Origin of the sequence: Allobosea sp. Root670 (genome assembly GCF_001429415.1) — a bacterium.
GTDB lineage: Bacteria > Pseudomonadota > Alphaproteobacteria > Rhizobiales > Beijerinckiaceae > Allobosea > Allobosea robiniae.
Genome location: NZ_LMJU01000021.1, coordinates 19,796 through 38,842, shown reverse-complemented (window position 1 = coordinate 38,842; position 19,047 = coordinate 19,796). Strand labels below are relative to the sequence as shown.

The following is a 19,047-nucleotide window of genomic DNA, read 5'->3' as shown; positions in this document are numbered from 1 at the left end:
ATGAACGGGCCGCTGACGCAGCCTCGTGAAGACGTGCCCTCGCTCCCAAACGAAGCGGACAGGCCGGAATTGGATGCGGATGGGCAGGCGGAGGTTTCAGCCCAGCGGCGGCGCGCGCGATTGCGCGAGCCCGGCCGCGAAACGATGCGGCAAACCCTCGGCCCATAGCTCGGCCGCAACGAGCCGCGTGGCGAGGCGTCCCGGTACGGGCGCAGCCTCGACTGGCGGGCCAGCGAGAACCGGATTGAGCGGACAACCCTTGCAATGGGCGAGATCGCCGAGAGGAACCGGCTGGCCTTCATTGGGAACCGGAGCGCCCGAGCAGAGCACGACGCCGTCCGAACCACCGAACGCCGCCATGGCAGGAGCCGGCGCGAGCGCCAGAGCCATGACGCAGAGCGCATAGGCCATCGCCAGCCAGGCCCCGAGCCCGGAGCGGCGAAGACGATTGAGAAGGGCGGCACGAGCCTGCATGGCCGCAAATGGCGCCGCTTCCCCGGCTTCGTCAAGCCGCGCATTGCCGCATCAGTCATCGGAGCAAGGAGCTTGCGGAGAAAATTCTTCTCCGCCGTACCGTTTCTTCAAAAGAACGATCCGGTTGACAAAGAGGACGCTCTCCATCAGATTGCAGATCGTTCCTTGAGCGATCGGGGAGCCGCGGAGATTTGAGCAGCAGCTTGCGCCGCGTCACCAAACGCTAAAGCGCCACGACTGGGTCGTGGGCTCCAGATCGAGGAGACTGACATGACCGTTGCGAAAACGAGCCGAAGCCAATCCCGCTTCCGCCGAATGTCCTGCCGCTGTCGACGCTGAGATCGCAAGGCCGAGGGGCCGTTCCCACCCGATCGTTTCGACGAACGCCGCCAGCGGCGAAAGGCAGTTCCATGTCCCAGATTCAGTCTCTTCCCAGCCGGGCGCGCCCGGCGCAGCAAGCCTATGTCATCGAGCTCGGCGAGGCCCAGATCGGGCTGGTGAGCCGCCGCGCCGACGAGCGCGATTTCACCTTCGTCTCGGCCTCCGCCGCCTTCCGGGCGCTGGACGGGCAGCGTTTCGCGACGCCGGGCGCTGCCGAGACCGCCGCCCGCCGGCTCTTCCGTTCGCAGCGACGCGCGCCGCTGCTGCTGGCTTCGTGAGGCGGCGATGCAGCTTCTTGCCGCTCTCTGGAACGGTATCGCGAACTGGTTCGCGCAAGCCGTCCCTGCCACCTTCGACCCGCTCGACGCCGCAGCCGCGGACGATCAGCGCCGCTCGGTCCATGACGTGACCATCGAGCAGCTCGGCATCGCCCACTGGTCCTGCCACACGCATTTCTGAGGACATGATGAACGCCCCCGTCAGACCCGGCACGCTCAGTGCCGGCGTCTCTTCTGTTTCCTTGCCCCTATCCTTGCCCGAGCCGGCGATCCGCTTCGAGCGGGTCGGCAAGACCTATCCGGGCCGCCGCGGCCAGCAACCGGTCGGCGCGCTCGCCGGGATCGATCTCGACGTGCCCGCCGGCACCATCCTCGGCGTGATCGGGCGCTCCGGCGCCGGCAAGTCGACGCTGATCCGCCTCGTCAACGGGCTGGAGCGCGCCACCGAAGGGCGCATCCTGATCGAAGGCACCGATGTCACGGGCCTCACCGAATCCGGCTGGCGGCAGCAGCGCAGGCGGATCGGCATGATCTTCCAGCATTTCAACCTGCTGTCCTCGCGCACGGTCTTCGACAATGTCGCGCTGCCGCTGGAGATCGCCGGCGCCGGCAAGGCCGAGATCACGGCCAAGGTCGAGCGCCTGCTCGCCCTGGTCGGCCTGTCCGACAAGAGCGCGCGCTATCCGGCCGAGCTTTCGGGCGGGCAGAAGCAGCGCGTTGGTATCGCCCGGGCGCTGGCCACCGATCCGAAGGTGCTGCTCTGCGACGAGGCGACCTCGGCGCTGGACCCCGAGACGACGCGCTCGATCCTCGCCCTGCTTCGCCAAGTCAATCGCGAACTCGGCATCACCATCCTGCTGATCACCCATGAGATCCCCGTCATCAAGGAGATCTGCGACCGCGTCGCCGTGATCGAGGGCGGGCAGATCGTCGAGCAGGGCGAGACCTTCGCGGTCTTCACCAACCCGCAGCACCCGACGACGGCGAGCTTCGTCGAGACGGTGACTGGCGTCGAATTGCCCGAGCATCTCGCCCATCGCGTCCGCAAGGAGGCCCGTCCCGGCGACAATATCGTGCTGCGCATCACCTTCCTCGGCGAGAACGCGACCGCCCCGGTGATCAGCCGGCTCAGCGCCATCGTCGGCGTCGACGTCAACATCCTGGCCGGGCGGATCGACGCCATCGCCGGCCAGCCCTTCGGCAGCCTGCTCGTCTCGGTGCCCTCACGTGCCCCTGAGAGCGACGCCGTGCTCGGCGCCCTCAGAAGCCTCGGACTCAAGGCGGAGGTAATCGGCCATGTCTCCTGAAATCATCCGCCTGATCGCCCAGTCGACGCTGGATACGCTGGCCATGGTCGCGGTCGCGGCAGGCATCGGCACATTGTTCGGCCTGCCGCTCGGCGTCTTCCTCGCCACCAGCAAGCGCGGCGAGCTCTTCGCGGCGCCGGCCGCCAACCTCCTGCTGGGCACGCTGGTCAACGCCACGCGTTCGACGCCCTTCATCATTCTGGTCGTCGCGATCATCCCGTTCACGCGCCTAATCGCCGGCACCTCGATCGGCACCGCCGCCGCGATCGTGCCCCTCACCGTCGCCTCCACGCCCTTCATCGCAAGGCTGATCGAAGGCGCGGTGCGCGAGGTAGACCAGGGGCTGGTCGAGGCCGCACGCGCCATGGGCGCCACGCCCGTGCAGATCGTGCGCAAGGTGCTGGTGCCCGAGGCGCTGCCGGCGATCGTGCTCGGCCTGACGCTGGCTCTGGTCAGCCTGATCGGCTTCTCGGCCATGGTCGGCGCGGTCGGCGGCGGCGGGCTCGGCGATCTCGGCATCCGCTACGGCTACCAGCGCTTCATGCCGGACGTGATGGCGGCGGTCGTCGCCGTGCTCATCGTCCTCGTCCAGCTCGTCCAGAGCATCGGCGACCGGCTCGCCCGCCATCTCAACAAGCGTCTGCGTCACGCCTGACGCTGCCCCATTCATCCGCATCCGACTGAAGGAACCGACATCATGACGACCTCTCTCAACCGCCGTGCCGCGCTGCTCGCCGGCTTTGCCCTGACGCTCGCCGCCGTCCCCGCCCTTGCCCAGCAGAACCAGGTGATCCGCATCGGCGTCTCGCCCGGCCCGCATGCCGAGATTCTGGAGAAGGTGAAGCCCGTCCTCGCCAAGAAGGGCATCGACCTCAAGATCATCGAGTTCTCCGACTATGTCGTGCCGAACCAGGCGCTCGATGCCGGCGAGCTGGAGGCCAATTCCTTCCAGAACCAGCCCTATCTCGACAATCAGGTGAAGGATCGCGGCTTCAAGATCGAGAGCGCCGGCCTGACCGTGAACTTCCCGCTCGGCATCTACTCGGCCAAGTACAAGGACTGGTCGCAGGTGCCTGATGGTTCGACCGTCGCGATCCAGAACGACCCGACCAATGGCGGCCGCTCGCTCCTGCTGCTGCAGGACAAGGGCGTGATCAAGCTGAAGGACGGCGTCGGCTTCAAGCCGAGCCCGGCCGATATCGTCGGCAACCCGAAGAAGCTGAAGATCATCGAGATCGAAGCCGCGCAGACCCCGCGTTCGCTGGCCGATGTCGCCGCCGCGGCGATCAACACCAACTATGCCGTCGATGCCAAGATCGACCCGGCCTCGGCGATCCTGCGCGAGGACGCCAAGGGCCCCTATGTCAACCTGATCGCCGTGCGCAGCGCCGACAAGGACAAGCCCTGGGTCAAGACGCTGGTCGAAAGCTACCACACGCCCGAGATCAAGGCCTTCGTCGCCGAGCGCTTCAAGGGCGCCGTCCTCGCCGGCTGGTAACCGCTCCTCCCCACCTGGCTCTCCAGTCATATGGCCAGGCGCCTTGCCCCGGATGCGACCCGCATCCGGGGTTTTTTATTTGCGGGATCAGCGCGGCAGCGGGCCGAACGCGAAGAACTGGGTCTCGCCAGAGGAATCGTCGACGCCGTCATTATCGGTGACGACGAAGAGATTGCCGGCCTTGTCGATCGTCATGCCCTCGACCTTGTCGAGGCCGTAACCGCCGGCCTTCATCAGGTCGGGCGTCAGGTCGCGCAGCAGGGTCTTGGTCACGGTCGGGATCTCCGCCGCACCGATCGCCGCCGGCTTCAGGCCCTTGACCGAGAAGGTCTGGAGCGTCTTCACCGCCTTGGCGCCGAAACCGTTGTCGCGCTCGATCACGGCGAAGCGGTCGTCGCCAAGGGAAACCAGCTCGGAGAGGCCCATCCAGAAGCCCGCGGCCGGCTGCGACAGCGGGTAGTGCAGCACGCCCCACTCCTTGGTCGCCGGCTTGTAGGAGAGCAGTTTGGCCTTGCCCTTGGGATCGTCCTTCCATTCGCGCTGGACGGCGAGCCAGACGGTCTCGTCCGCGCCCGTACCCGTCACCGCCACGCCCTCAAAGCCGAAGCGGATCGCGTGCTTCGCCAGCGCTTCCGGCAGGCGAATCTCCTCCTCAACCTCGCCCTTGGCCGAGACACGCAGCAGGATATCGGCGAGCGGCGCATCCTTCTTCTCGGGGTTGCCCTCGGAAGCCAGCCAGAAGCCGCCGCCCTCGCGGGTCGCGATGCCCTCGAGGTCGTAGGAGGCGGGCTTGCCGTCCTTGGTCACGGTGATGGCGCCGGTGATCTTCACCGGCTTCTGCGTCGCGTCGATCTCAAGGAGGCGCGAAGGCGTATAGGCGCTGTCGGTGATCGCGAAGAGCTTGCCGGGTGCCGCGCGATCGGCCGCGAGGCCGGAGAGCGCGCCCCAGCCGATCGGCAGGCCGTTCTCATCGGCGGACTGGATTGTCGGATAGGCGGCAACCTGCTCGGCGCGGCGATAGATCATCACGGCCGAACGCGCGCCGGCCTTCTCGCCGACATCGGTCTCGGAGGCCGAGACGAAAAGATCGCGCTGCGGGATGGCCAGCAGGCCCTCCGGGCCAATGCCGGTCGGCAGCGCCTGCAGGAAGCGCGGCGCCTTGCCGGCACCCTCGTCCTTGTAGACCAGCACCAGCGAGGCGCGCTCCAACCCGACGAAAATCAGCCGATCTTGGCCATAGGTCGCGACCTCGATGCCCTCGGGCTCGCTGCCCTTCGCGCCCGAGCGCTTCTCGGGATAATGGCCGAGGCGCATGGCGGTGTGATCGACATCGGAGCCGGAATCGAACTCGACGGTGCCGTCCTTGCGGAAGATCGTGAAGCCGCGCGAGCCGCCCTTCCAGTCGCCCTCGTTAGCGGTGACGAAGCGGTCATTGTCGAGCCAGCGCACGGCGTCGGGCTCGCGCGCGACGCCCTTCAATTCCTCGGTCGGGCTGATCCTGCCGTCGCGGGTCTTGTCGATGTTCTTGAGATCGACCGTGCCGGCGGAGAAATGCGTCACGACCTTGCCGGTCTTCGAATCGACGATGGCGAGGTGGTTGTTCTCCTGCAGCGTCACCACGACGAGCCCGTCCTGGTTGACGTCGACGAATTCCGGCTCCGGATCGGTCGACTCGACGGCGGCGATGCCGGTCATGTCGACGACCTGGCGGGTGGCGCAGTCGATGGCGCCGTCCTTGATGCCGATCAGGGTGAGATTGCCGGCGGGAAGCTGCGGCAGGGCGCCCTTGTTGAGCTTCTCGTCACGTTCGTTCTCGATGGCGATGACGATCTTGCCCTTGTCCTTGGTCAGCGTGACCGAGTCCGGCTGGCCGCCGAGATCGCATTTCGCCACGACCTGCTTCGTCTTGAGATCGACGGTGGCGAGATGGCCGGCCGGCTCCTTGAAATTGTCGCCGGATGTGACGACGGCGACGAAGGCCTTGTCGCCGAGGATGGTGACCGAGGTGGATTCGCCTTCGAGCGGCACGAAGCCGGCGGGCTTGGGGTTGGCGGGATCGGCGATGTCGATGATCCCGATCGCCTTCTGCTCCGCGTCGGTATAGGCGAGCAGCGTGCCGTCGCCATTGGCGGCGATGATCTCGGAGACGGTCTTCTTCTTGGGATCGCGGTCGGCCGGCAGGTTCTGCGGCACGGAGAAGGTGGCGATCCGGTTGAAGAGCGGCTCGGCCATGGCCGTGCCGCTGAGCAGGACAGCGGCAAGAGCCGCGAGGACGAGGGGCTGGCGCATGGGATCTCACCGCTGACGGGGACAGAGGCCCGTCGGCTAATCAGCCCATGCGACAGTCACATGACGGTTTTCAACGAAGCGACGCGGCCTCGCCGGAAAGGGCTGCCGCACCCGAGCGCTTGAAGCCGATGACTTCGAGCTCGGTCACGATCGCAACCGCAGCAGCCTGGGCCAGGACGAAGGCGATGCCGAGCCCGGTCGGGGCGAACCAGCCCATCAGCAGGATCGCGATGCTGTCGGCGATCCAGAGCAGATTGACGCCGATCACGGCGTAGACCGCGAGGCGCGGCAAAACCCTGCGGCTGGCGAACCAGGCGATCAGCGCCGCACAAGGCAGCAGCACCAGACCGGCGCCGCGCAGGAACTCCGCGGGCAGGCCGAGCGGGGCGGCAAGCGGCCCGGCCGTGGTGGCGAGGATGAGGCCGAGGCCAGCGCAGGCGGCGGCGTCGAGGACGAGAGCGCTGCGCAGCAGGGGCGAGGACTGGATCAGCGACATGGCATTCTCCTTGGCGATTCTGGGCCTCAAGCCCGTTTCGATGAGGGGAATGCTGACGGAACCGCGTCGGCCGGTCGATTAAGCGGGAGGTAATTGGAACCGACCGTCGGGATCGCTAGCTTCTCCGCCATGACGACACACCACCCTCCCCCGATCGGCGCGCTGCTGCGCGACTGGCGCCAGCTCCGCCGCTTCAGCCAGCTCGATCTCGCGCTCGAAGCCGAGATCTCGCAGAAGCATCTCAGCTTCATCGAAAGCGGGCGTTCCCGCCCGAGCCGCGAGATGGTCCTGCTCTTGGCCGAGCATCTCGGCGTGCCCCTGCGCGAGCGCAACGCGCTGCTGCTGGCGGCGGGCTACGCCCCGATCTATCCGGAGCGCCCGCTGGAAGACCCTTCGCTGAACGCCGCCCGCAGCGCGATCGACCTGATCCTCAGGGGGCACGAGCCCTACCCGGCTGTCGCCGTCGATCGGTACTGGACGCTGCTGGCCTACAACAGCGCGGTGACGCGATTGCTCGGCCTCGTTGCGGACGCGGAACTGCTGAAGCCGCCGGTCAATGTGCTGCGCCTGTCGCTGCATCCGGACGGGCTCGCGCCCTTCATCCTCAATCTCGCGGAATGGCGCGCGCATCTGCTGACCAGGCTGCGCCAGCAGGTCCGGGCGACCGCCGATCCCAAGCTCGGCGAATTACTGGGGGAGCTCATGGGCTACCCCGACCCCGGCGGGGGGACGCAATCGCGCCACGAAGCCGAGGCGGAAGCCGCGATCGTAGTCCCCATGCAGTTGAAGCTCGGCGAGACCACGCTGTCGCTGATCTCGACGACGACCGTGTTCGGCACGCCTGTCGACATCACGCTTTCGGAGCTGGCACTGGAGACGTTCTTTCCAGCCGATGCGGCGACGGCAGAGGCGCTGCGTGGCCTCGCCGCACAGGCGGAAAGTGCGGCCTGAAACCCGGAACCTTTCCGCGCCGCGCCGGTTTCTTCAGCGGAAAACGGCTGGGGGCCGACCTTTCAGGAGTCAAGCGCGATGGGCAGCACGACCGACAAGATCAAGGGCCTGGCCAATGAGGCCGCCGGCAACGTCAAGCAGGCCGCCGGCAAGGCGTTCAACAAGCCGGACCTCGAAGCCGAGGGCGCGGCCCAGGAGCTGAAGGGCGAGGCCCAGCAGGCGCTGGGCAAGGGCAAGGACGCGGTCAAGAAGGCCGTCGACAAGGTCTGAGGCATCCGCCTCAAAGCAAAAGGGCCGCCGAAAGGCGGCCCTTTTCATATCCGGCTCCAATTGCGGCTCAGGCCGTGCCGCCGAAACCGCCGAGGAAATCCTTGACCCGGCCGAAGAAGCCCGCCGTCTCCGGGTGGTTGTTGTGCGAGCTTTCGCGTTCGAACTCCTCCAGCAACTCACGCTGGCGCGCCGTCAGCTTCTGCGGCGTCTCGACCACGACTTGGATGTAGAGGTCGCCGACATCGCGCGAGCGCAGCACGCTCATGCCCTTGGCCTTCAGGCGGAACTGCTTTCCGGTCTGGGTGCCCTCGGGAATCTTGACCCGCGCCTGCTCGCCCGACAGCGTCGGCACTTCGATCTCGCCGCCGAGCGCGGCGGAAGCCAGCCCGATCGGCACGCGGCAGAACAGGTCGGCGCCATCGCGCTGGAAGATCGCGTGCGGCTTGATCGACAGGAAGATGTAGAGATCGCCCGCAGGCCCGCCGCGCAGGCCCGCTTCGCCCTCGCCGGCCAGGCGGATGCGCGTGCCGTCCTCGACGCCGGCGGGGATGTTGACCGAGAGCGTGCGCTCGCGCGTGACGCGCCCGGCGCCCTGGCAGTTCTTGCAGGGATCGTCGATGACCTCGCCGCGGCCCGAGCAGGTCGGGCATGTCCGCTCGACCGAGAAGAAGCCCTGATTGGCACGGACGCGGCCATGGCCGCCGCAGGTCGGGCACTGGCGCGATTTCGAGCCGGGTTTGGCGCCGGTGCCGGAGCAGGAGTCGCAGGAGATCGAGGTCGGCACCCGGATCGATTCGTTCTTGCCGGTGAAGGCCTCTTCCAGCCCGATCTCGAGATTGTAGCGCAGGTCGGCGCCGCGCTCGCGGCCATTGGCGCCGCGCGCGCCGCCGCGCCGGGCATCGCCGAAGAAGGAATCGAAGATATCCGACATGAAGTCGGAGAAATCGGCATTGCCGCCGGGGCCACCGCCGCCGCCGTTCTCGAAGGCCTGATGGCCGAAGCGGTCATAGGCCGAGCGCTTCTGGCCGTCCGAGAGGACCTGATAGGCCTCGTTGATTTCCTTGAACTTGATCTCGGCTTCCTTGTCGCCGGGATTCTTGTCGGGATGATGCTGCATCGCGAGCTTGCGGAAGGAGCCCTTGAGCTCGACCTCCGTCACGGTCCGGCTGACGCCGAGAATCTCGTAGTAATCGCGTTTCGACATCGAAATGTCTGTCCCCGCAGCTTTGACGCGGCATGGCCGGGCAGCGAGCCCGGCCATCCGTACAGCATGCAATTCCTGGACGCGATGACCGGGTCGAGCCCGGCCAAAACGTCGCTTGCGTTACGAGCGCGCGATCACGCGCTCTTCTTCTTGTCGTCCGAGACGTCCTTGAAGTCGGCGTCGATGACGTCGTCCTTCTTGGCTTCCTCAGTCGGCTCGCCCTCGGCGGCGGCAGCGCCTTCGGCCTGGCTCGCCGCATACATCGCCTCGCCGAGCTTCATCGAAGCCTGCATCAGCTCGTTGGTGCGGGCCGTGATGGCCTCGGCGTCCTCGCCGGTCAGCGCGGTCTTGAGCGCCTCGACCGCGGTCTCGATCGCCGCCTTGTCGGCTTCGGAAACCTTGTCGCCATAGTCGTTCAGCGACTTCTCGGTCGAATGCACCAGGCTCTCGCCCTGGTTCTTGGCCTCGACCACCTCGCGGCGCTTCTTGTCCTCGGCGGCGTTGGCCTCGGCATCCTTCACCATCTTCTGGATATCGGCCTCGCTGAGACCGCCCGAAGCCTGGATCTTGATCTGCTGCTCCTTGTTGGTGGCCTTGTCCTTCGCCGTCACGGACACGATGCCGTTGGCGTCGATGTCGAAGGTCACCTCGATCTGCGGCATGCCGCGCGGGGACGGCGGAATGCCCATCAGGTCGAACTGGCCGAGCAGCTTGTTGTCGGCCGCCATCTCGCGCTCGCCCTGGAAGACCCGGATCGTCACCGCGTTCTGGTTGTCCTCGGCGGTGGAGAAGACCTGGCTCTTCTTGGTCGGGATCGTGGTGTTGCGGTCGATCAGACGCGTGAAGACGCCGCCCAGCGTCTCGATGCCGAGCGAGAGCGGGGTCACGTCGAGCAGCAGCACGTCCTTGACGTCGCCCTGCAGCACGCCGGCCTGAACCGCGGCGCCGATGGCGACGACCTCGTCAGGATTGACGCCCTTGTGCGGCTCCTTGCCGAAGAACTGCTTCACGACCTCCTGCACCTTCGGCATGCGGGTCATGCCGCCGACGAGGACGACCTCGTCGATCTGGCCCGCCGACAGGCCGGCATCCTTGAGCGCCTTCTTGCAGGGCTCGATGGTGCGCTGGACGAGATCGTCGACCAGGCTCTCGAACTTGGCGCGCGAGAGCTTGATGGCGAGGTGCTTCGGGCCCGAGGCATCCGCCGTGATATAGGGCAGGTTGATCTCGGTCTGGGCCGTGGTCGAGAGCTCGATCTTGGCCTTCTCCGCCGCTTCCTTCAGGCGCTGGAGAGCAAGCTTGTCCTTCTTCAGGTCGATGCCCTGCTCGCGCTTGAACTCGTCCGCCAGGTACTCGACCAGGCGCATGTCGAAGTCCTCGCCGCCGAGGAAGGTGTCGCCATTGGTCGACTTCACCTCGAAGACGCCGTCGCCGATCTCGAGGATCGAGACGTCGAAGGTGCCGCCGCCGAGGTCATAGACCGCGATCGTGCCGGCCTGCTTCTTGTCGAGGCCATAGGCCAGCGCAGCCGCGGTCGGCTCGTTGATGATGCGCAGCACCTCGAGGCCGGCGATGCGGCCGGCATCCTTCGTCGCCTGGCGCTGGGCGTCGTTGAAATAGGCGGGGACCGTGATGACGGCCTGAGTGACGGGCTGGCCGAGATAGGCCTCCGCCGTCTCCTTCATCTTGGTCAGCGTGAAGGCCGAGATCTGCGACGGCGAATAGTCCTTGCCGTCGGCTTCGACCCAGGCGTCGCCCGAGGAGGCCTTCTTGATCTTGTAGGGAACGAGCTTCAGGTCCTTCTGCGTCATCGGATCGTCGAAGGTCCGGCCGATGAGGCGCTTGATGGCGAAGAAGGTGCGCTCCGGGTTGGTGACGGCCTGGCGCTTCGCAGGCTGGCCGACAAGGCGTTCGCCGTCATCCGTGATGGCGACGATGGAGGGCGTGGTGCGCGCGCCTTCCGAATTCTCGATGACCTTGGGCGTCGAGCCTTCCATCACTGCAACGCAGCTGTTGGTCGTGCCGAGGTCGATACCAATGACTTTACCCATGGATGGGATCCCTTTCGATTGAGCAGATCGCCGGCCTGCGACGGTTGTCCGTCGCCTGCCGGCCCATGGACCGGATCGCCCCCGCTTCAGCGGCGAACGAAACCGGCATTCCACGTTTGACGGTGGTTAAACCGCCCCTTGGCGGCGTATATAGTGAGGGTGTTCCACCCCTTGCAAGACAGGCGAGCCGATTAAGCAACGGGGAGCACCGGCCGGGCTGCCCGCGAAACGCGCTTTCCGGCCGGGTGTGGCCTTCCCGTCCTTGTCTAACCCGGCTCGCGCCTGCATGCAGAAAGGCCGTTCAGGCTTCACTGGGCCGCCATGACTCGACCGATGCGCCTTATCCTGGCCTCGATAGCCCTCGCCACGACCGCAACCGTGGCGCATGCACAGCCGCTGCAATTGCCCGGCGCCCAGCCGTTCAACGCGCCCGGAACCCAGCAGGCCGCGCCCTCCCGGCCCGGCGCCCCGGCAGCGCCGCGCCCGCCCAGCATGCCCGCCATCAAGGTGGCCGGCGAGGATGCCATCATCGGCAAGACCCTGCACCGCCACGGCCATCACGGCGAGGCGGTGTTCTCGAAGACGGCGACGGGCTATGGCCTCAAGCTCAATCTCGACGGCTTCCAGAGCACGAACCTCGTCGAGCCCTGCGCCGTCTCCTTCGGCGACGCGCCTCTCCCCGTCACGGCGCTCGGGCGCCCGGCCGGCGTGCCGCGTTACCGGCTGGAGGCGCCGATCTGCCCAATCGTCTTCGACGTGCTCGACGGCGCCTTCCTCGTGGTCGAGCCGACGGAGCCCTGCGTCGTCCAGGCCGCGCAATGCCGGATCGACCCGCGCGGGCTGTGGGGCCCCGATGCGCGCCTGGTTTCAGGGCAGGCCAAGGAGATCGAGCGCGCGCGCGGCGTCGCCGAGCGCGCCGTGCGCGAGGGCTACCGGACGCTGACCGCCAAATCCGACGCCATCGAGCAGCGCGTGCTCGCGCGCGAGCAGGCCGGCTTCTCGGCCGAGCGCGAGATGATCTGCCGGGATTTCCAGCGCGAGGGCCAGTTCGGCTTCTGCGGCGCGCGGGTCACCGAGGCGCGGGCCGCCTCGCTGCGCGCCCGGCTCGGCCTCAACACCGAGCCGAAGACCGCCGCGACCAAGCCGAGGCCACGCCCGAAGCCTGCGCCGCTCTCGCTGACGCCGACGCAATAGCGGGGCAGAGCACTGTCATAGAGCGCTGTCATCCCGTGTCTGCGCTGCGGCATGACAGCGGTGGCTTCAGCTCATCCGGGCCGCCAGAGCGGCCTCGTCGAGCCCGGCGAGCGCATCGATCAGATGCATCGCGAAGCTGCCGGGCCCGGTGGCCCGTTCGGCCGCGATCTCGCCGGCGATACCATAGGCCGTGAGCGCTGCCGCCGCCGCGATCACCGGGTCAGGCTCTACCGCTCGGCAAGCCGCGACCAGCGCGCTCGATGCGCAGCCGAGGCCGGTGACCTTCGTCATCCACGCATGGCCATGCGCCACCGACAGGCTCCGGCCTTCGGTCTCGATCCGGTCGACCGCGCCGGTGGTGACGCGCACGATATCCCGCCTCAGTCCGAAAAGCGGCTCCAGCACGGCCATTTCGGTGGCATTGCCGCGCACCAGCACGTCGAACGATGCCAGGACGTCGCCGACCAGCCGCAATCTCAGGGGCGAAAGCTCGACGAAGACGGGGTCGAGCACCAGTGGAATGCGGTGCTCCTGCGCCACGGCCAGTAGCTTCGGGATGGCCCGCTCGCCCTCCGGGCTGATCGTGCCGAGATTGATCAGGATCGCGCCGGCGCCCGCCGCGACGGCCGCGACCTCGTCGGGGTGACCGGCCATCGAGGGCACCGCCCCGAAAGCCAGCAGCATGTTGGCGGTGACGTTCTGCGCCACCGTATTGGTCAGGCAATGGACGCGCGGGCGGCGTTCTGCCACCCGCGCGAGGATCGATGCGACGCCGGCGGCGTCGAGCTTTTCGCTGAAAGCGCTCATTCTGCCGCAGGTAGATAGATGCTGCCGCCCTTGTCGAGGAATTCCTTCGACTTGGCGGCCATGCCCTCGTCTGCAAGCGCCTCCAGCGCCTTGCGCTCGTTTTCACCCATGGCCAGCACCTCGGCGCGCAAATCCTGCGTGATCTTCATCGAGCAGAATTTCGGGCCGCACATCGAGCAGAAATGCGCGACCTTGTGGGCGTCCTTCGGCAAGGTTTCGTCGTGGAATTCGCGCGCCGTATCGGGGTCGAGCGCCAGGTTGAACTGGTCCTCCCAGCGGAAGTCGAAACGGGCGCGGCTGACCGCGTCGTCCCGGATCTTCGCGGCCGGATGGCCCTTGGCGAGATCGGCGGCATGGGCCGCGATCCGGTAGGTGATGACGCCGGTCTTGACGTCATCGCGGTTCGGGAGACCCAGATGCTCCTTCGGCGTGACGTAGCAGAGCATGGCGCAGCCATACCAGCCGATCATCGCCGCGCCGATGCCCGAGGTGATGTGGTCATAGCCCGGCGCGATATCGGTGGTTAGCGGTCCAAGCGTGTAGAACGGCGCCTCGCCGCATTCGCGCAATTGCTTGTCCATGTTCTCCTTGATCTTGTGCATCGGCACATGGCCGGGACCCTCGATCATCACCTGGCAGCCCTTGTCCCAGGCGATCTTGGTGAGTTCCCCCAGCGTCTCCAGTTCGGCGAACTGGGCGCGGTCATTGGCATCGGCGATCGAGCCGGGCCGCAGGCCGTCGCCGAGCGAGAACGAGACGTCGTAGCGACGCATGATCTCGCAGATCTCGTCGAAGCGCTCGTAGAGGAAGCTCTCCTTGTGATGCGCCAGACACCAGCGCGCCATGATCGAGCCGCCGCGCGAGACGATGCCGGTGACGCGGTTCGCCGTCAGCGGGACGTAAGGCAGGCGCACGCCGGCATGGATGGTGAAATAGTCGACGCCCTGCTCGGCCTGCTCGATCAGCGTGTCCTTGAACACCTCCCAGTCGAGCTTGATCGGATCGCCGCCGACCTTCTCCAGCGCCTGGTAGATCGGCACGGTGCCGATCGGCACCGGCGAATTCCTGAGGATCCAGGAACGGATGTTGTGGATGTTGCGGCCGGTGGAGAGGTCCATCACCGTGTCGGCGCCCCAGCGGATCGCCCAGACCAGCTTCTCGACCTCCTCGGCGGCGCCCGACGTCACAGCCGAGTTGCCGATATTGGCGTTGATCTTGACCAGGAAATTGCGGCCGATCGCCATCGGCTCCAGCTCGGGGTGGTTGATATTCGCGGGGATGATCGCTCGGCCGCGCGCGATCTCGTCGCGGACGAATTCGGGCGTGACGAATTCCGGGACGCTGGCGCCGAAGCTCTCGCCATCGGCATGGCGTTCGCGCGCGCCCTCCAGCATGGCGGCCCGGCCGAGATTCTCGCGATGCGCGACATAGATCATCTCGGGGGTGACGATGCCGGCCTTCGCGAACTCGTATTGCGTCGTCATCTGGCCTGGCTTCGCCTCGAGGATCGGACGCTCAGCCGGACAGGCGGGAACGAGCTGCGCTTCGCTGATATGGCCGTTATCGGCGGCCGTCACAGCGCGTCCGGGCACAGTCTGGAAGCCACGCGCATCGAGCCAGGCGCGGCGCGGCTGATTGAGGCCGGCATTGAGATCGATCTTCGCATCAGTCTCGGTGAAGGGCCCGGACGGATCGTAGAGCCGCACCGGCGGCTCGGCATCGGTCGTCAGCACGACCTCGCGGAAGGGCACGCGCATCTCGGGATGCTCGGGCGCGGCGACATAGATCTTGCGCGAGCCGATGATCGGCCCGGTCGTCACGCTCTGGGGAGCGGTCTTGACGCTGTTCTTCTGGGGTTTTGCGTGGGCGTTCATAAGGGGATCTCCTCCTTGGTACAGGTCAGGAGATCCGGCGTCGAAGCGGTTCAAGCGCTGTGATGCGGATGCAGGCCAAGGCTGCACCGCGTTCCAGTCCCTCCGCCGGTATGACCCGGATCAGGTTCGATGGGTTCAGCTTCGAAAGCCGTCTCAGCCCTTGCGGGCACCCCTCGGAACGCGGACGAGGTTAGGCGCAGCGCCGCCGCTTGGCAACGGGCTGTGCAAAGGTCTGGTCGGATAGGACGGAGGGCTCAGACAGTCAGGTCGACCAGCGTGCCCTGCCCGGCCGGCAGCGCGGCTTGCGTCTGCTCGGCGCTCTGCTGGAGCATGGCGACCAGAGCCTGCTCGGCCTGCGCATTCTGCCTGAGCATCTCGACGGACAGCGCCTGCTGGGTCGAGGCGGCCTGCATCGTGACGATGCTCTGGGCAAGTGAAACAGTGTCGCTCATGGCGGGCACCCTAGCCGGGCAACCCTACCAAATCCTCAACCCGGTTGCTCAAGGTGCGATGATCGAGGGCACCGGCTTGGGCATCGGCGGATCACGCTCGGGCCGGACCTGCGCCTTGTCCTCGCCGGTACCGCGCTTTTCGTCGCGGGGCGCCACAGTGTTGGGCGTCGCCGGACGAGCCGCCTCCCCCGATCGCGGCGCCGGCGGCACGCCGGGAGCCTGCGGCCTGGCCGGAGGCGATACCGTCTGGGCCTGCACCGGCACTGCACCAGGCAGGCTGGCGGCCAGTAATCCAGCCAGAACCGGAACGAACTTTCTCATGGCGGCATCTCCCTTCGGCCTGGACCATTGCTTGTCGCATTTTCTTCACGCGAACCGGTGCTCACCTCGCTTGAAAATGCTCTGTCCTCCGCAAATGAAACAGGCGCAGGGAACGGGTGTTCCCTGCGCCTGCGGAAGAGCGGGGCTGCCTGGAAAGCCGCCCCGCCCGGGTGTCACTGGTTCTGGCCGTTGAGCAGCGGCGTGATGCGCCGGAGCGTGACGCGCCGGTTCTCGCGGGAAGCCTCCTGCGTGTTCAGCTTCAGGTACTGCTCGCCATAGCCCTGGGTCGTCAGGTTCTCCGGCGGGATCTGGAAGTCGCGCGTCAGGATCTCCGCGACCGACTGCGCCCGGCGATCGGAGAGCGAGAGATTGTCGATATCGGCGCCGACAGCGTCGGTGTGGCCCTCGACGAGGAAGACCTCGTTGGGCGAGCGCTGCAAGGCGCGCTTCACCGAATCCGCGATCACCGAAAGGCGGCGCGCCTGATCCTGCCCCACCTGCCAGGAGCCGGTATCGAAATTGATCGTATCGATATCGACGCTGCGCATGCGGGCGCGCAGATCCGGCGAGTAGCGGACCTCGTCCAGCGTGTATCGGCGCGGAATCGCGGCGATCGGCGGGGCGGTGATCGTCTCGTAGATCAGGTCCTCGTCGGCCTGGTCCGCATCGACGATATAGCGCTCACGCGGGATCGGCAGCGGTGGCGGCGGCAGCACGACGACATCGTCGGCAAAGCGCCCCGGACGGTCGCGCAGCGTGTTGTCGATAATGATCACCTCGCGGTTGTCGCGGTCGATGCGCGTGCGGCGGATCAGCCGGCCCTGCTCGTCCGTGACGGTGACGATCCGCGTGCCGTCAGGGCGCTCGAAGATCGTGCGGTTCTCGTCGCCACGGCGTTCGGAGCGGCCCTGCCAGCCGAGATCGCGGAAGCGCTGGTCCTCGTCGCGGCGGATGATGGCGCGGCCGTCATCGTCGCGGATGATGGTGCGGCCAGGCTCGCGGATGATGGTGAGGTCGCCCTCGCGCTGCTCCCGCCGCTCGCGACGGATGTCGTCGAAGCGCTCGGCGCCCTGCGTCGCCATGATGCCACCGATGACGCCGGCGCCGAGGCCGATCGCACCGGCCACGCCCGGCGAGATGCCGCCGCGGCGGCCCTCACGCTGGGGCGGCTGGCCGGGAGGTCCGGCTGGCGGCTGGCCCGGAGCGGCGCCCGGCTGCGCGGGAGCAGCCGTACCTGGCGCTCCACCGGAAGGCATGCCGGGAGCCGTGCGTCCCGGCTGGCCCGGCGCGGCACCGGCGGGCGGCGTCGGGACTGCGGCGCCCGGCTGTGCAGGAGCCGGAGCGCCCGGTGTCCCGGCCGGAGGCGTTCCCGGAGCCGGGCGCGACGGACGCGTCGGGGCCGTCCCTGCAGGCGGCGTCGGAACGGTCGCATCCGGCTGGACGGGAGCACCGGGCTGCGGCGCTGCGGCCGGCGGGCGCTGCCGGTCCGGCGCAGCCGAAGGCGGAACSGMCGGRCCRCCACGCGGAACCGCAGAGGGCGGCGCGCCGGCACCGGGCTGGGACGGAGCGGCCGGCGCCGTCGCAGGCGGCGTTCCCGGCGGGCGGGGCTKGGTCGGCGCAGCCGARGGCGGAACMGMCGGRCCRCCACGCGGAACGGTTGATGGAGATGCGCCGGCCGGCGGCGCGGGCGGCTGAGGCGCGGTACGCGGCGCCGCGGGCACCGTCGGCTCGGCCGGCGGGCGTGGCGCTGTCGGGCGAGCGGCCGGGGCCTCCCGGGGAGATGGCGCGGCATTCGGCGCGGGGCGAGGCGCAGCAGGCACCTCACGCGGCATCACCGGGCGCTCGGGCTGCGGACGCGCGGCCGGGGGCTCGGCGCGCGGCGCGGGCATGGCGGGAGGCTGCGGCCGGGGTGCCGCCGGAGCGGGCTGCATCTGCGGCGGGCGCGGCGCATGCGGCTGGGCGGGGGCGCTCGGGGCAGCAGGGCGTTCCGGGCCACGCTGACCGGGCTGTGCGCCTGGCTGCTGCGGGCGCCGCGGCCCGCGCGGATCATCCTTGTCTCCGGGACCGGGGGCCTGTGCGACCCGGTATCCGGCCTCGGCGAAGGCCTGCCCGGCTTGCGAAAGGACGAGGGCCGGCAGGACGGTCCCGACCAGCAACCAGCGTTTCGTGCGCATTTTCTTTTCCCGTCGTTCGTTTCAACGTGCAGGTATCAGGCCGCCTCCGGCCTGAACCCCCGATGAAGCGAAAACGGCAGGAATCGGGCAGCGGTTCCGCCGCCCTGCCGATTTAGATGCCGGCCTCGGCCTTCACATAGGCCGCGATCTCGGCATGGGTCGCGAACCAGCAATCGCCCTTCGCCTTGGCCAGCCGGACCAGCTCCTCGAGGATCCAGAAGCGCGAGCGATAGGTGATGACATGCGGATGCATGGTCAGCAGGAAGAGGCCGCCATCCGCATAGGCGCCCTCGAACTCGCGGCGGAAGATGTCGAAAACCGCTTCCGGCGACGTATAGGGCCGGAGCGCCTGGAAGCGGTTCATGCTGAGATAGGGTGCGTCGTCGCGGATCCACTCGACCGGCAGTTCGACGATGCCGGTCGCCTCACCCTTCTCGACGATCTCGTAGGGATCGTCATCGGCGAAGAGCGAGCTGTCGTAGAGCAGGCCGAGCTCGCGCTCGATCGCGAGCGTCACCTCGGAAAAGTCCCAGGACGGGGTGCGCATGCCGACCGGGCGGATTCCGGTGATCTTCTCCAGCGTATCGGCCGAGCGCAGATGCAGTTCGCGCTCGTTCGCCGGCGGCACCGCCGTGTTGACCTCGTGAATCCAGCCGTGGAGGCCGATCTCATGGCCGGCACCGACGATGCGGCGCTGCTCTTCGGGATAGAGCAGGGCGGTGACGGCGGGCACGAAAAAGCTCGCCGGGATATCGTGCCGCTTCAGCAGATCGAGGATGCGCGGCACGCCGACGCGGTTGCCGTACTGGCCCCAGGAGAGCCGCCCGACCGACTTGCCGCCGTCGCGCAGTTCGTTGGTCTCGTGATCGACGTCGAAAGAGAGGGCGACGGCGCAGCGGGCGCCGTTCTTCCACCTGGCCGGCTTCAGGTTGCGGCCGGCGCGGACCTGCTCGACCTTGCCGCGCCAGATCTCTTCCGGCCATTGCCAGGGCAGGAGTTCGTTGGCGTCGGTCATGGCAGCTCTCC

The 19,047-nt window shown here is 67.8% G+C and carries 19 protein-coding genes and 1 riboswitch; of the genes, 8 read left to right on the top strand and 11 right to left on the bottom strand.

What is annotated here, in order from left to right; translation table 11 throughout:
• Positions 1-96: 96 nt before the first annotated feature.
• Complete coding sequence (locus ASE61_RS25120; protein ID WP_061971658.1) at positions 97-474, bottom strand: hypothetical protein; 378 nt, start codon at positions 472-474, stop codon at positions 97-99.
• 410 nt (positions 475-884) lie between these two features.
• Between ASE61_RS25120 and ASE61_RS25115 the strand changes: the two genes are divergently transcribed.
• The 5 genes from ASE61_RS25115 to ASE61_RS25100 are packed head-to-tail and all read left to right on the top strand — an operon-like array spanning position 885 to position 3,938.
• The gene (locus tag ASE61_RS25115) at positions 885-1,133 is read left to right on the top strand and encodes a hypothetical protein (protein WP_061971656.1); all 249 of its coding nucleotides are present in this window, start codon (positions 885-887) and stop codon (positions 1,131-1,133) included.
• Positions 1,134-1,140: 7 nt separating this feature from the next.
• Positions 1,141-1,314, top strand: coding sequence for a hypothetical protein (locus ASE61_RS26735; RefSeq protein ID WP_156407231.1), 174 nt, complete (start codon positions 1,141-1,143; stop codon positions 1,312-1,314).
• Positions 1,315-1,321: 7 nt separating this feature from the next.
• Positions 1,322-2,440: a methionine ABC transporter ATP-binding protein gene (locus tag ASE61_RS25110; RefSeq protein ID WP_082617742.1), complete on the top strand. Its 1,119-nt coding sequence runs from the start codon at positions 1,322-1,324 to the stop codon at positions 2,438-2,440.
• Positions 2,430-3,095, top strand: coding sequence for a methionine ABC transporter permease (locus ASE61_RS25105; RefSeq protein WP_061971654.1), 666 nt, complete (start codon positions 2,430-2,432; stop codon positions 3,093-3,095). Before ASE61_RS25110 ends, ASE61_RS25105 begins: the two co-directional genes overlap by 11 nt.
• Positions 3,096-3,137: 42 nt before the next feature.
• Positions 3,138-3,938 carry a MetQ/NlpA family ABC transporter substrate-binding protein gene (locus ASE61_RS25100; protein ID WP_061971652.1) on the top strand — a complete coding sequence of 267 codons (801 nt, stop codon included), beginning with the start codon at positions 3,138-3,140 and terminating at the stop codon, positions 3,936-3,938.
• 87 nt (positions 3,939-4,025) lie between these two features.
• Here ASE61_RS25100 and ASE61_RS25095 read toward each other — a convergent pair whose 3' ends face one another.
• A complete protein-coding gene (locus ASE61_RS25095; protein ID WP_061971650.1) occupies positions 4,026-6,227 on the bottom strand; it encodes an esterase-like activity of phytase family protein in 2,202 nt (733 codons plus the stop codon).
• Positions 6,228-6,297: 70 nt separating this feature from the next.
• Positions 6,298-6,723 (bottom strand): hypothetical protein, encoded by a 426-nt coding sequence (locus ASE61_RS25090; protein ID WP_061971649.1) that lies wholly within the window; start codon positions 6,721-6,723, stop codon positions 6,298-6,300.
• Positions 6,724-6,852: 129 nt separating this feature from the next.
• On the opposite strand from ASE61_RS25090, the gene ASE61_RS25085 reads away from it, so the two are divergent.
• Together ASE61_RS25085 and ASE61_RS25080 are read left to right on the top strand one after the other, a co-directional pair.
• Positions 6,853-7,674 carry a helix-turn-helix domain-containing protein gene (locus ASE61_RS25085; RefSeq protein ID WP_061971647.1) on the top strand — a complete coding sequence of 274 codons (822 nt, stop codon included), beginning with the start codon at positions 6,853-6,855 and terminating at the stop codon, positions 7,672-7,674.
• A gap of 78 nt (positions 7,675-7,752) precedes the next feature.
• Positions 7,753-7,944, top strand: coding sequence for a CsbD family protein (locus ASE61_RS25080; protein ID WP_061971646.1), 192 nt, complete (start codon positions 7,753-7,755; stop codon positions 7,942-7,944).
• 67 nt (positions 7,945-8,011) lie between these two features.
• Here ASE61_RS25080 and dnaJ read toward each other — a convergent pair whose 3' ends face one another.
• Positions 8,012-9,148 carry a molecular chaperone DnaJ gene (gene dnaJ / locus ASE61_RS25075; protein ID WP_061971644.1) on the bottom strand — a complete coding sequence of 379 codons (1,137 nt, stop codon included), beginning with the start codon at positions 9,146-9,148 and terminating at the stop codon, positions 8,012-8,014.
• Positions 9,149-9,282: 134 nt separating this feature from the next.
• Entirely contained in the window at positions 9,283-11,199 is a 1,917-nt protein-coding gene (gene dnaK / locus ASE61_RS25070) for a molecular chaperone DnaK (RefSeq protein WP_061971642.1), read from the bottom strand.
• A gap of 333 nt (positions 11,200-11,532) precedes the next feature.
• On the opposite strand from dnaK, the gene ASE61_RS25065 reads away from it, so the two are divergent.
• On the top strand, positions 11,533-12,393 hold the full coding sequence (locus ASE61_RS25065; RefSeq protein WP_061971641.1) for a hypothetical protein: 861 nt from the start codon (positions 11,533-11,535) through the stop codon (positions 12,391-12,393).
• A gap of 66 nt (positions 12,394-12,459) precedes the next feature.
• Here ASE61_RS25065 and ASE61_RS25060 read toward each other — a convergent pair whose 3' ends face one another.
• The 6 genes from ASE61_RS25060 to ASE61_RS25035 all read right to left on the bottom strand — a co-directional run bounded on the left by ASE61_RS25060 (position 12,460) and on the right by ASE61_RS25035 (position 19,036).
• Positions 12,460-13,200 carry a hydroxyethylthiazole kinase gene (locus ASE61_RS25060; RefSeq protein WP_061971639.1) on the bottom strand — a complete coding sequence of 247 codons (741 nt, stop codon included), beginning with the start codon at positions 13,198-13,200 and terminating at the stop codon, positions 12,460-12,462.
• Positions 13,197-15,074, bottom strand: coding sequence for a phosphomethylpyrimidine synthase ThiC (thiC, locus tag ASE61_RS25055; RefSeq protein WP_061971637.1), 1,878 nt, complete (start codon positions 15,072-15,074; stop codon positions 13,197-13,199). Before thiC ends, ASE61_RS25060 begins: the two co-directional genes overlap by 4 nt.
• 79 nt (positions 15,075-15,153) lie before the next feature.
• Positions 15,154-15,258: riboswitch (TPP riboswitch) on the bottom strand.
• Positions 15,259-15,328: 70 nt separating this feature from the next.
• Positions 15,329-15,526: a hypothetical protein gene (locus ASE61_RS25050; RefSeq protein WP_061971635.1), complete on the bottom strand. Its 198-nt coding sequence runs from the start codon at positions 15,524-15,526 to the stop codon at positions 15,329-15,331.
• Between the two features lie 48 nt (positions 15,527-15,574).
• On the bottom strand, positions 15,575-15,847 hold the full coding sequence (locus ASE61_RS26730) for a hypothetical protein (RefSeq protein WP_156407229.1): 273 nt from the start codon (positions 15,845-15,847) through the stop codon (positions 15,575-15,577).
• A 173-nt stretch (positions 15,848-16,020) separates the two neighbouring features.
• Positions 16,021-17,103: an OmpA family protein gene (locus ASE61_RS27520; RefSeq protein WP_244493032.1), complete on the bottom strand. Its 1,083-nt coding sequence runs from the start codon at positions 17,101-17,103 to the stop codon at positions 16,021-16,023.
• A 1,030-nt stretch (positions 17,104-18,133) separates the two neighbouring features.
• Positions 18,134-19,036 (bottom strand): polysaccharide deacetylase family protein, encoded by a 903-nt coding sequence (locus tag ASE61_RS25035; protein WP_061971631.1) that lies wholly within the window; start codon positions 19,034-19,036, stop codon positions 18,134-18,136.
• Positions 19,037-19,047: the final 11 nt, after the last annotated feature.

What these genes read in the sequence shown, in the direction of transcription:
- ASE61_RS25120 (WP_061971658.1), bottom strand. Translation starts at nt 474, where the DNA reads ATGCAGGCTCGTGCCGCCCTTCTCAATCGTCTTCGCCGCTCCGGGCTC.
- ASE61_RS25115 (WP_061971656.1), top strand. Translation starts at nt 885, where the DNA reads ATGTCCCAGATTCAGTCTCTTCCCAGCCGGGCGCGCCCGGCGCAGCAA.
- ASE61_RS26735 (WP_156407231.1), top strand. Translation starts at nt 1,141, where the DNA reads ATGCAGCTTCTTGCCGCTCTCTGGAACGGTATCGCGAACTGGTTCGCG.
- ASE61_RS25110 (WP_082617742.1), top strand. Translation starts at nt 1,322, where the DNA reads ATGAACGCCCCCGTCAGACCCGGCACGCTCAGTGCCGGCGTCTCTTCT.
- ASE61_RS25105 (WP_061971654.1), top strand. Translation starts at nt 2,430, where the DNA reads ATGTCTCCTGAAATCATCCGCCTGATCGCCCAGTCGACGCTGGATACG.
- ASE61_RS25100 (WP_061971652.1), top strand. Translation starts at nt 3,138, where the DNA reads ATGACGACCTCTCTCAACCGCCGTGCCGCGCTGCTCGCCGGCTTTGCC.
- ASE61_RS25095 (WP_061971650.1), bottom strand. Translation starts at nt 6,227, where the DNA reads ATGCGCCAGCCCCTCGTCCTCGCGGCTCTTGCCGCTGTCCTGCTCAGC.
- ASE61_RS25090 (WP_061971649.1), bottom strand. Translation starts at nt 6,723, where the DNA reads ATGTCGCTGATCCAGTCCTCGCCCCTGCTGCGCAGCGCTCTCGTCCTC.
- ASE61_RS25085 (WP_061971647.1), top strand. Translation starts at nt 6,853, where the DNA reads ATGACGACACACCACCCTCCCCCGATCGGCGCGCTGCTGCGCGACTGG.
- ASE61_RS25080 (WP_061971646.1), top strand. Translation starts at nt 7,753, where the DNA reads ATGGGCAGCACGACCGACAAGATCAAGGGCCTGGCCAATGAGGCCGCC.
- dnaJ (WP_061971644.1), bottom strand. Translation starts at nt 9,148, where the DNA reads ATGTCGAAACGCGATTACTACGAGATTCTCGGCGTCAGCCGGACCGTG.
- dnaK (WP_061971642.1), bottom strand. Translation starts at nt 11,199, where the DNA reads ATGGGTAAAGTCATTGGTATCGACCTCGGCACGACCAACAGCTGCGTT.
- ASE61_RS25065 (WP_061971641.1), top strand. Translation starts at nt 11,533, where the DNA reads ATGCGCCTTATCCTGGCCTCGATAGCCCTCGCCACGACCGCAACCGTG.
- ASE61_RS25060 (WP_061971639.1), bottom strand. Translation starts at nt 13,200, where the DNA reads ATGAGCGCTTTCAGCGAAAAGCTCGACGCCGCCGGCGTCGCATCGATC.
- thiC (WP_061971637.1), bottom strand. Translation starts at nt 15,074, where the DNA reads ATGAACGCCCACGCAAAACCCCAGAAGAACAGCGTCAAGACCGCTCCC.
- ASE61_RS25050 (WP_061971635.1), bottom strand. Translation starts at nt 15,526, where the DNA reads ATGAGCGACACTGTTTCACTTGCCCAGAGCATCGTCACGATGCAGGCC.
- ASE61_RS26730 (WP_156407229.1), bottom strand. Translation starts at nt 15,847, where the DNA reads ATGAGAAAGTTCGTTCCGGTTCTGGCTGGATTACTGGCCGCCAGCCTG.
- ASE61_RS27520 (WP_244493032.1), bottom strand. Translation starts at nt 17,103, where the DNA reads ATGCCTTCCGGTGGAGCGCCAGGTACGGCTGCTCCCGCGCAGCCGGGC.
- ASE61_RS25035 (WP_061971631.1), bottom strand. Translation starts at nt 19,036, where the DNA reads ATGACCGACGCCAACGAACTCCTGCCCTGGCAATGGCCGGAAGAGATC.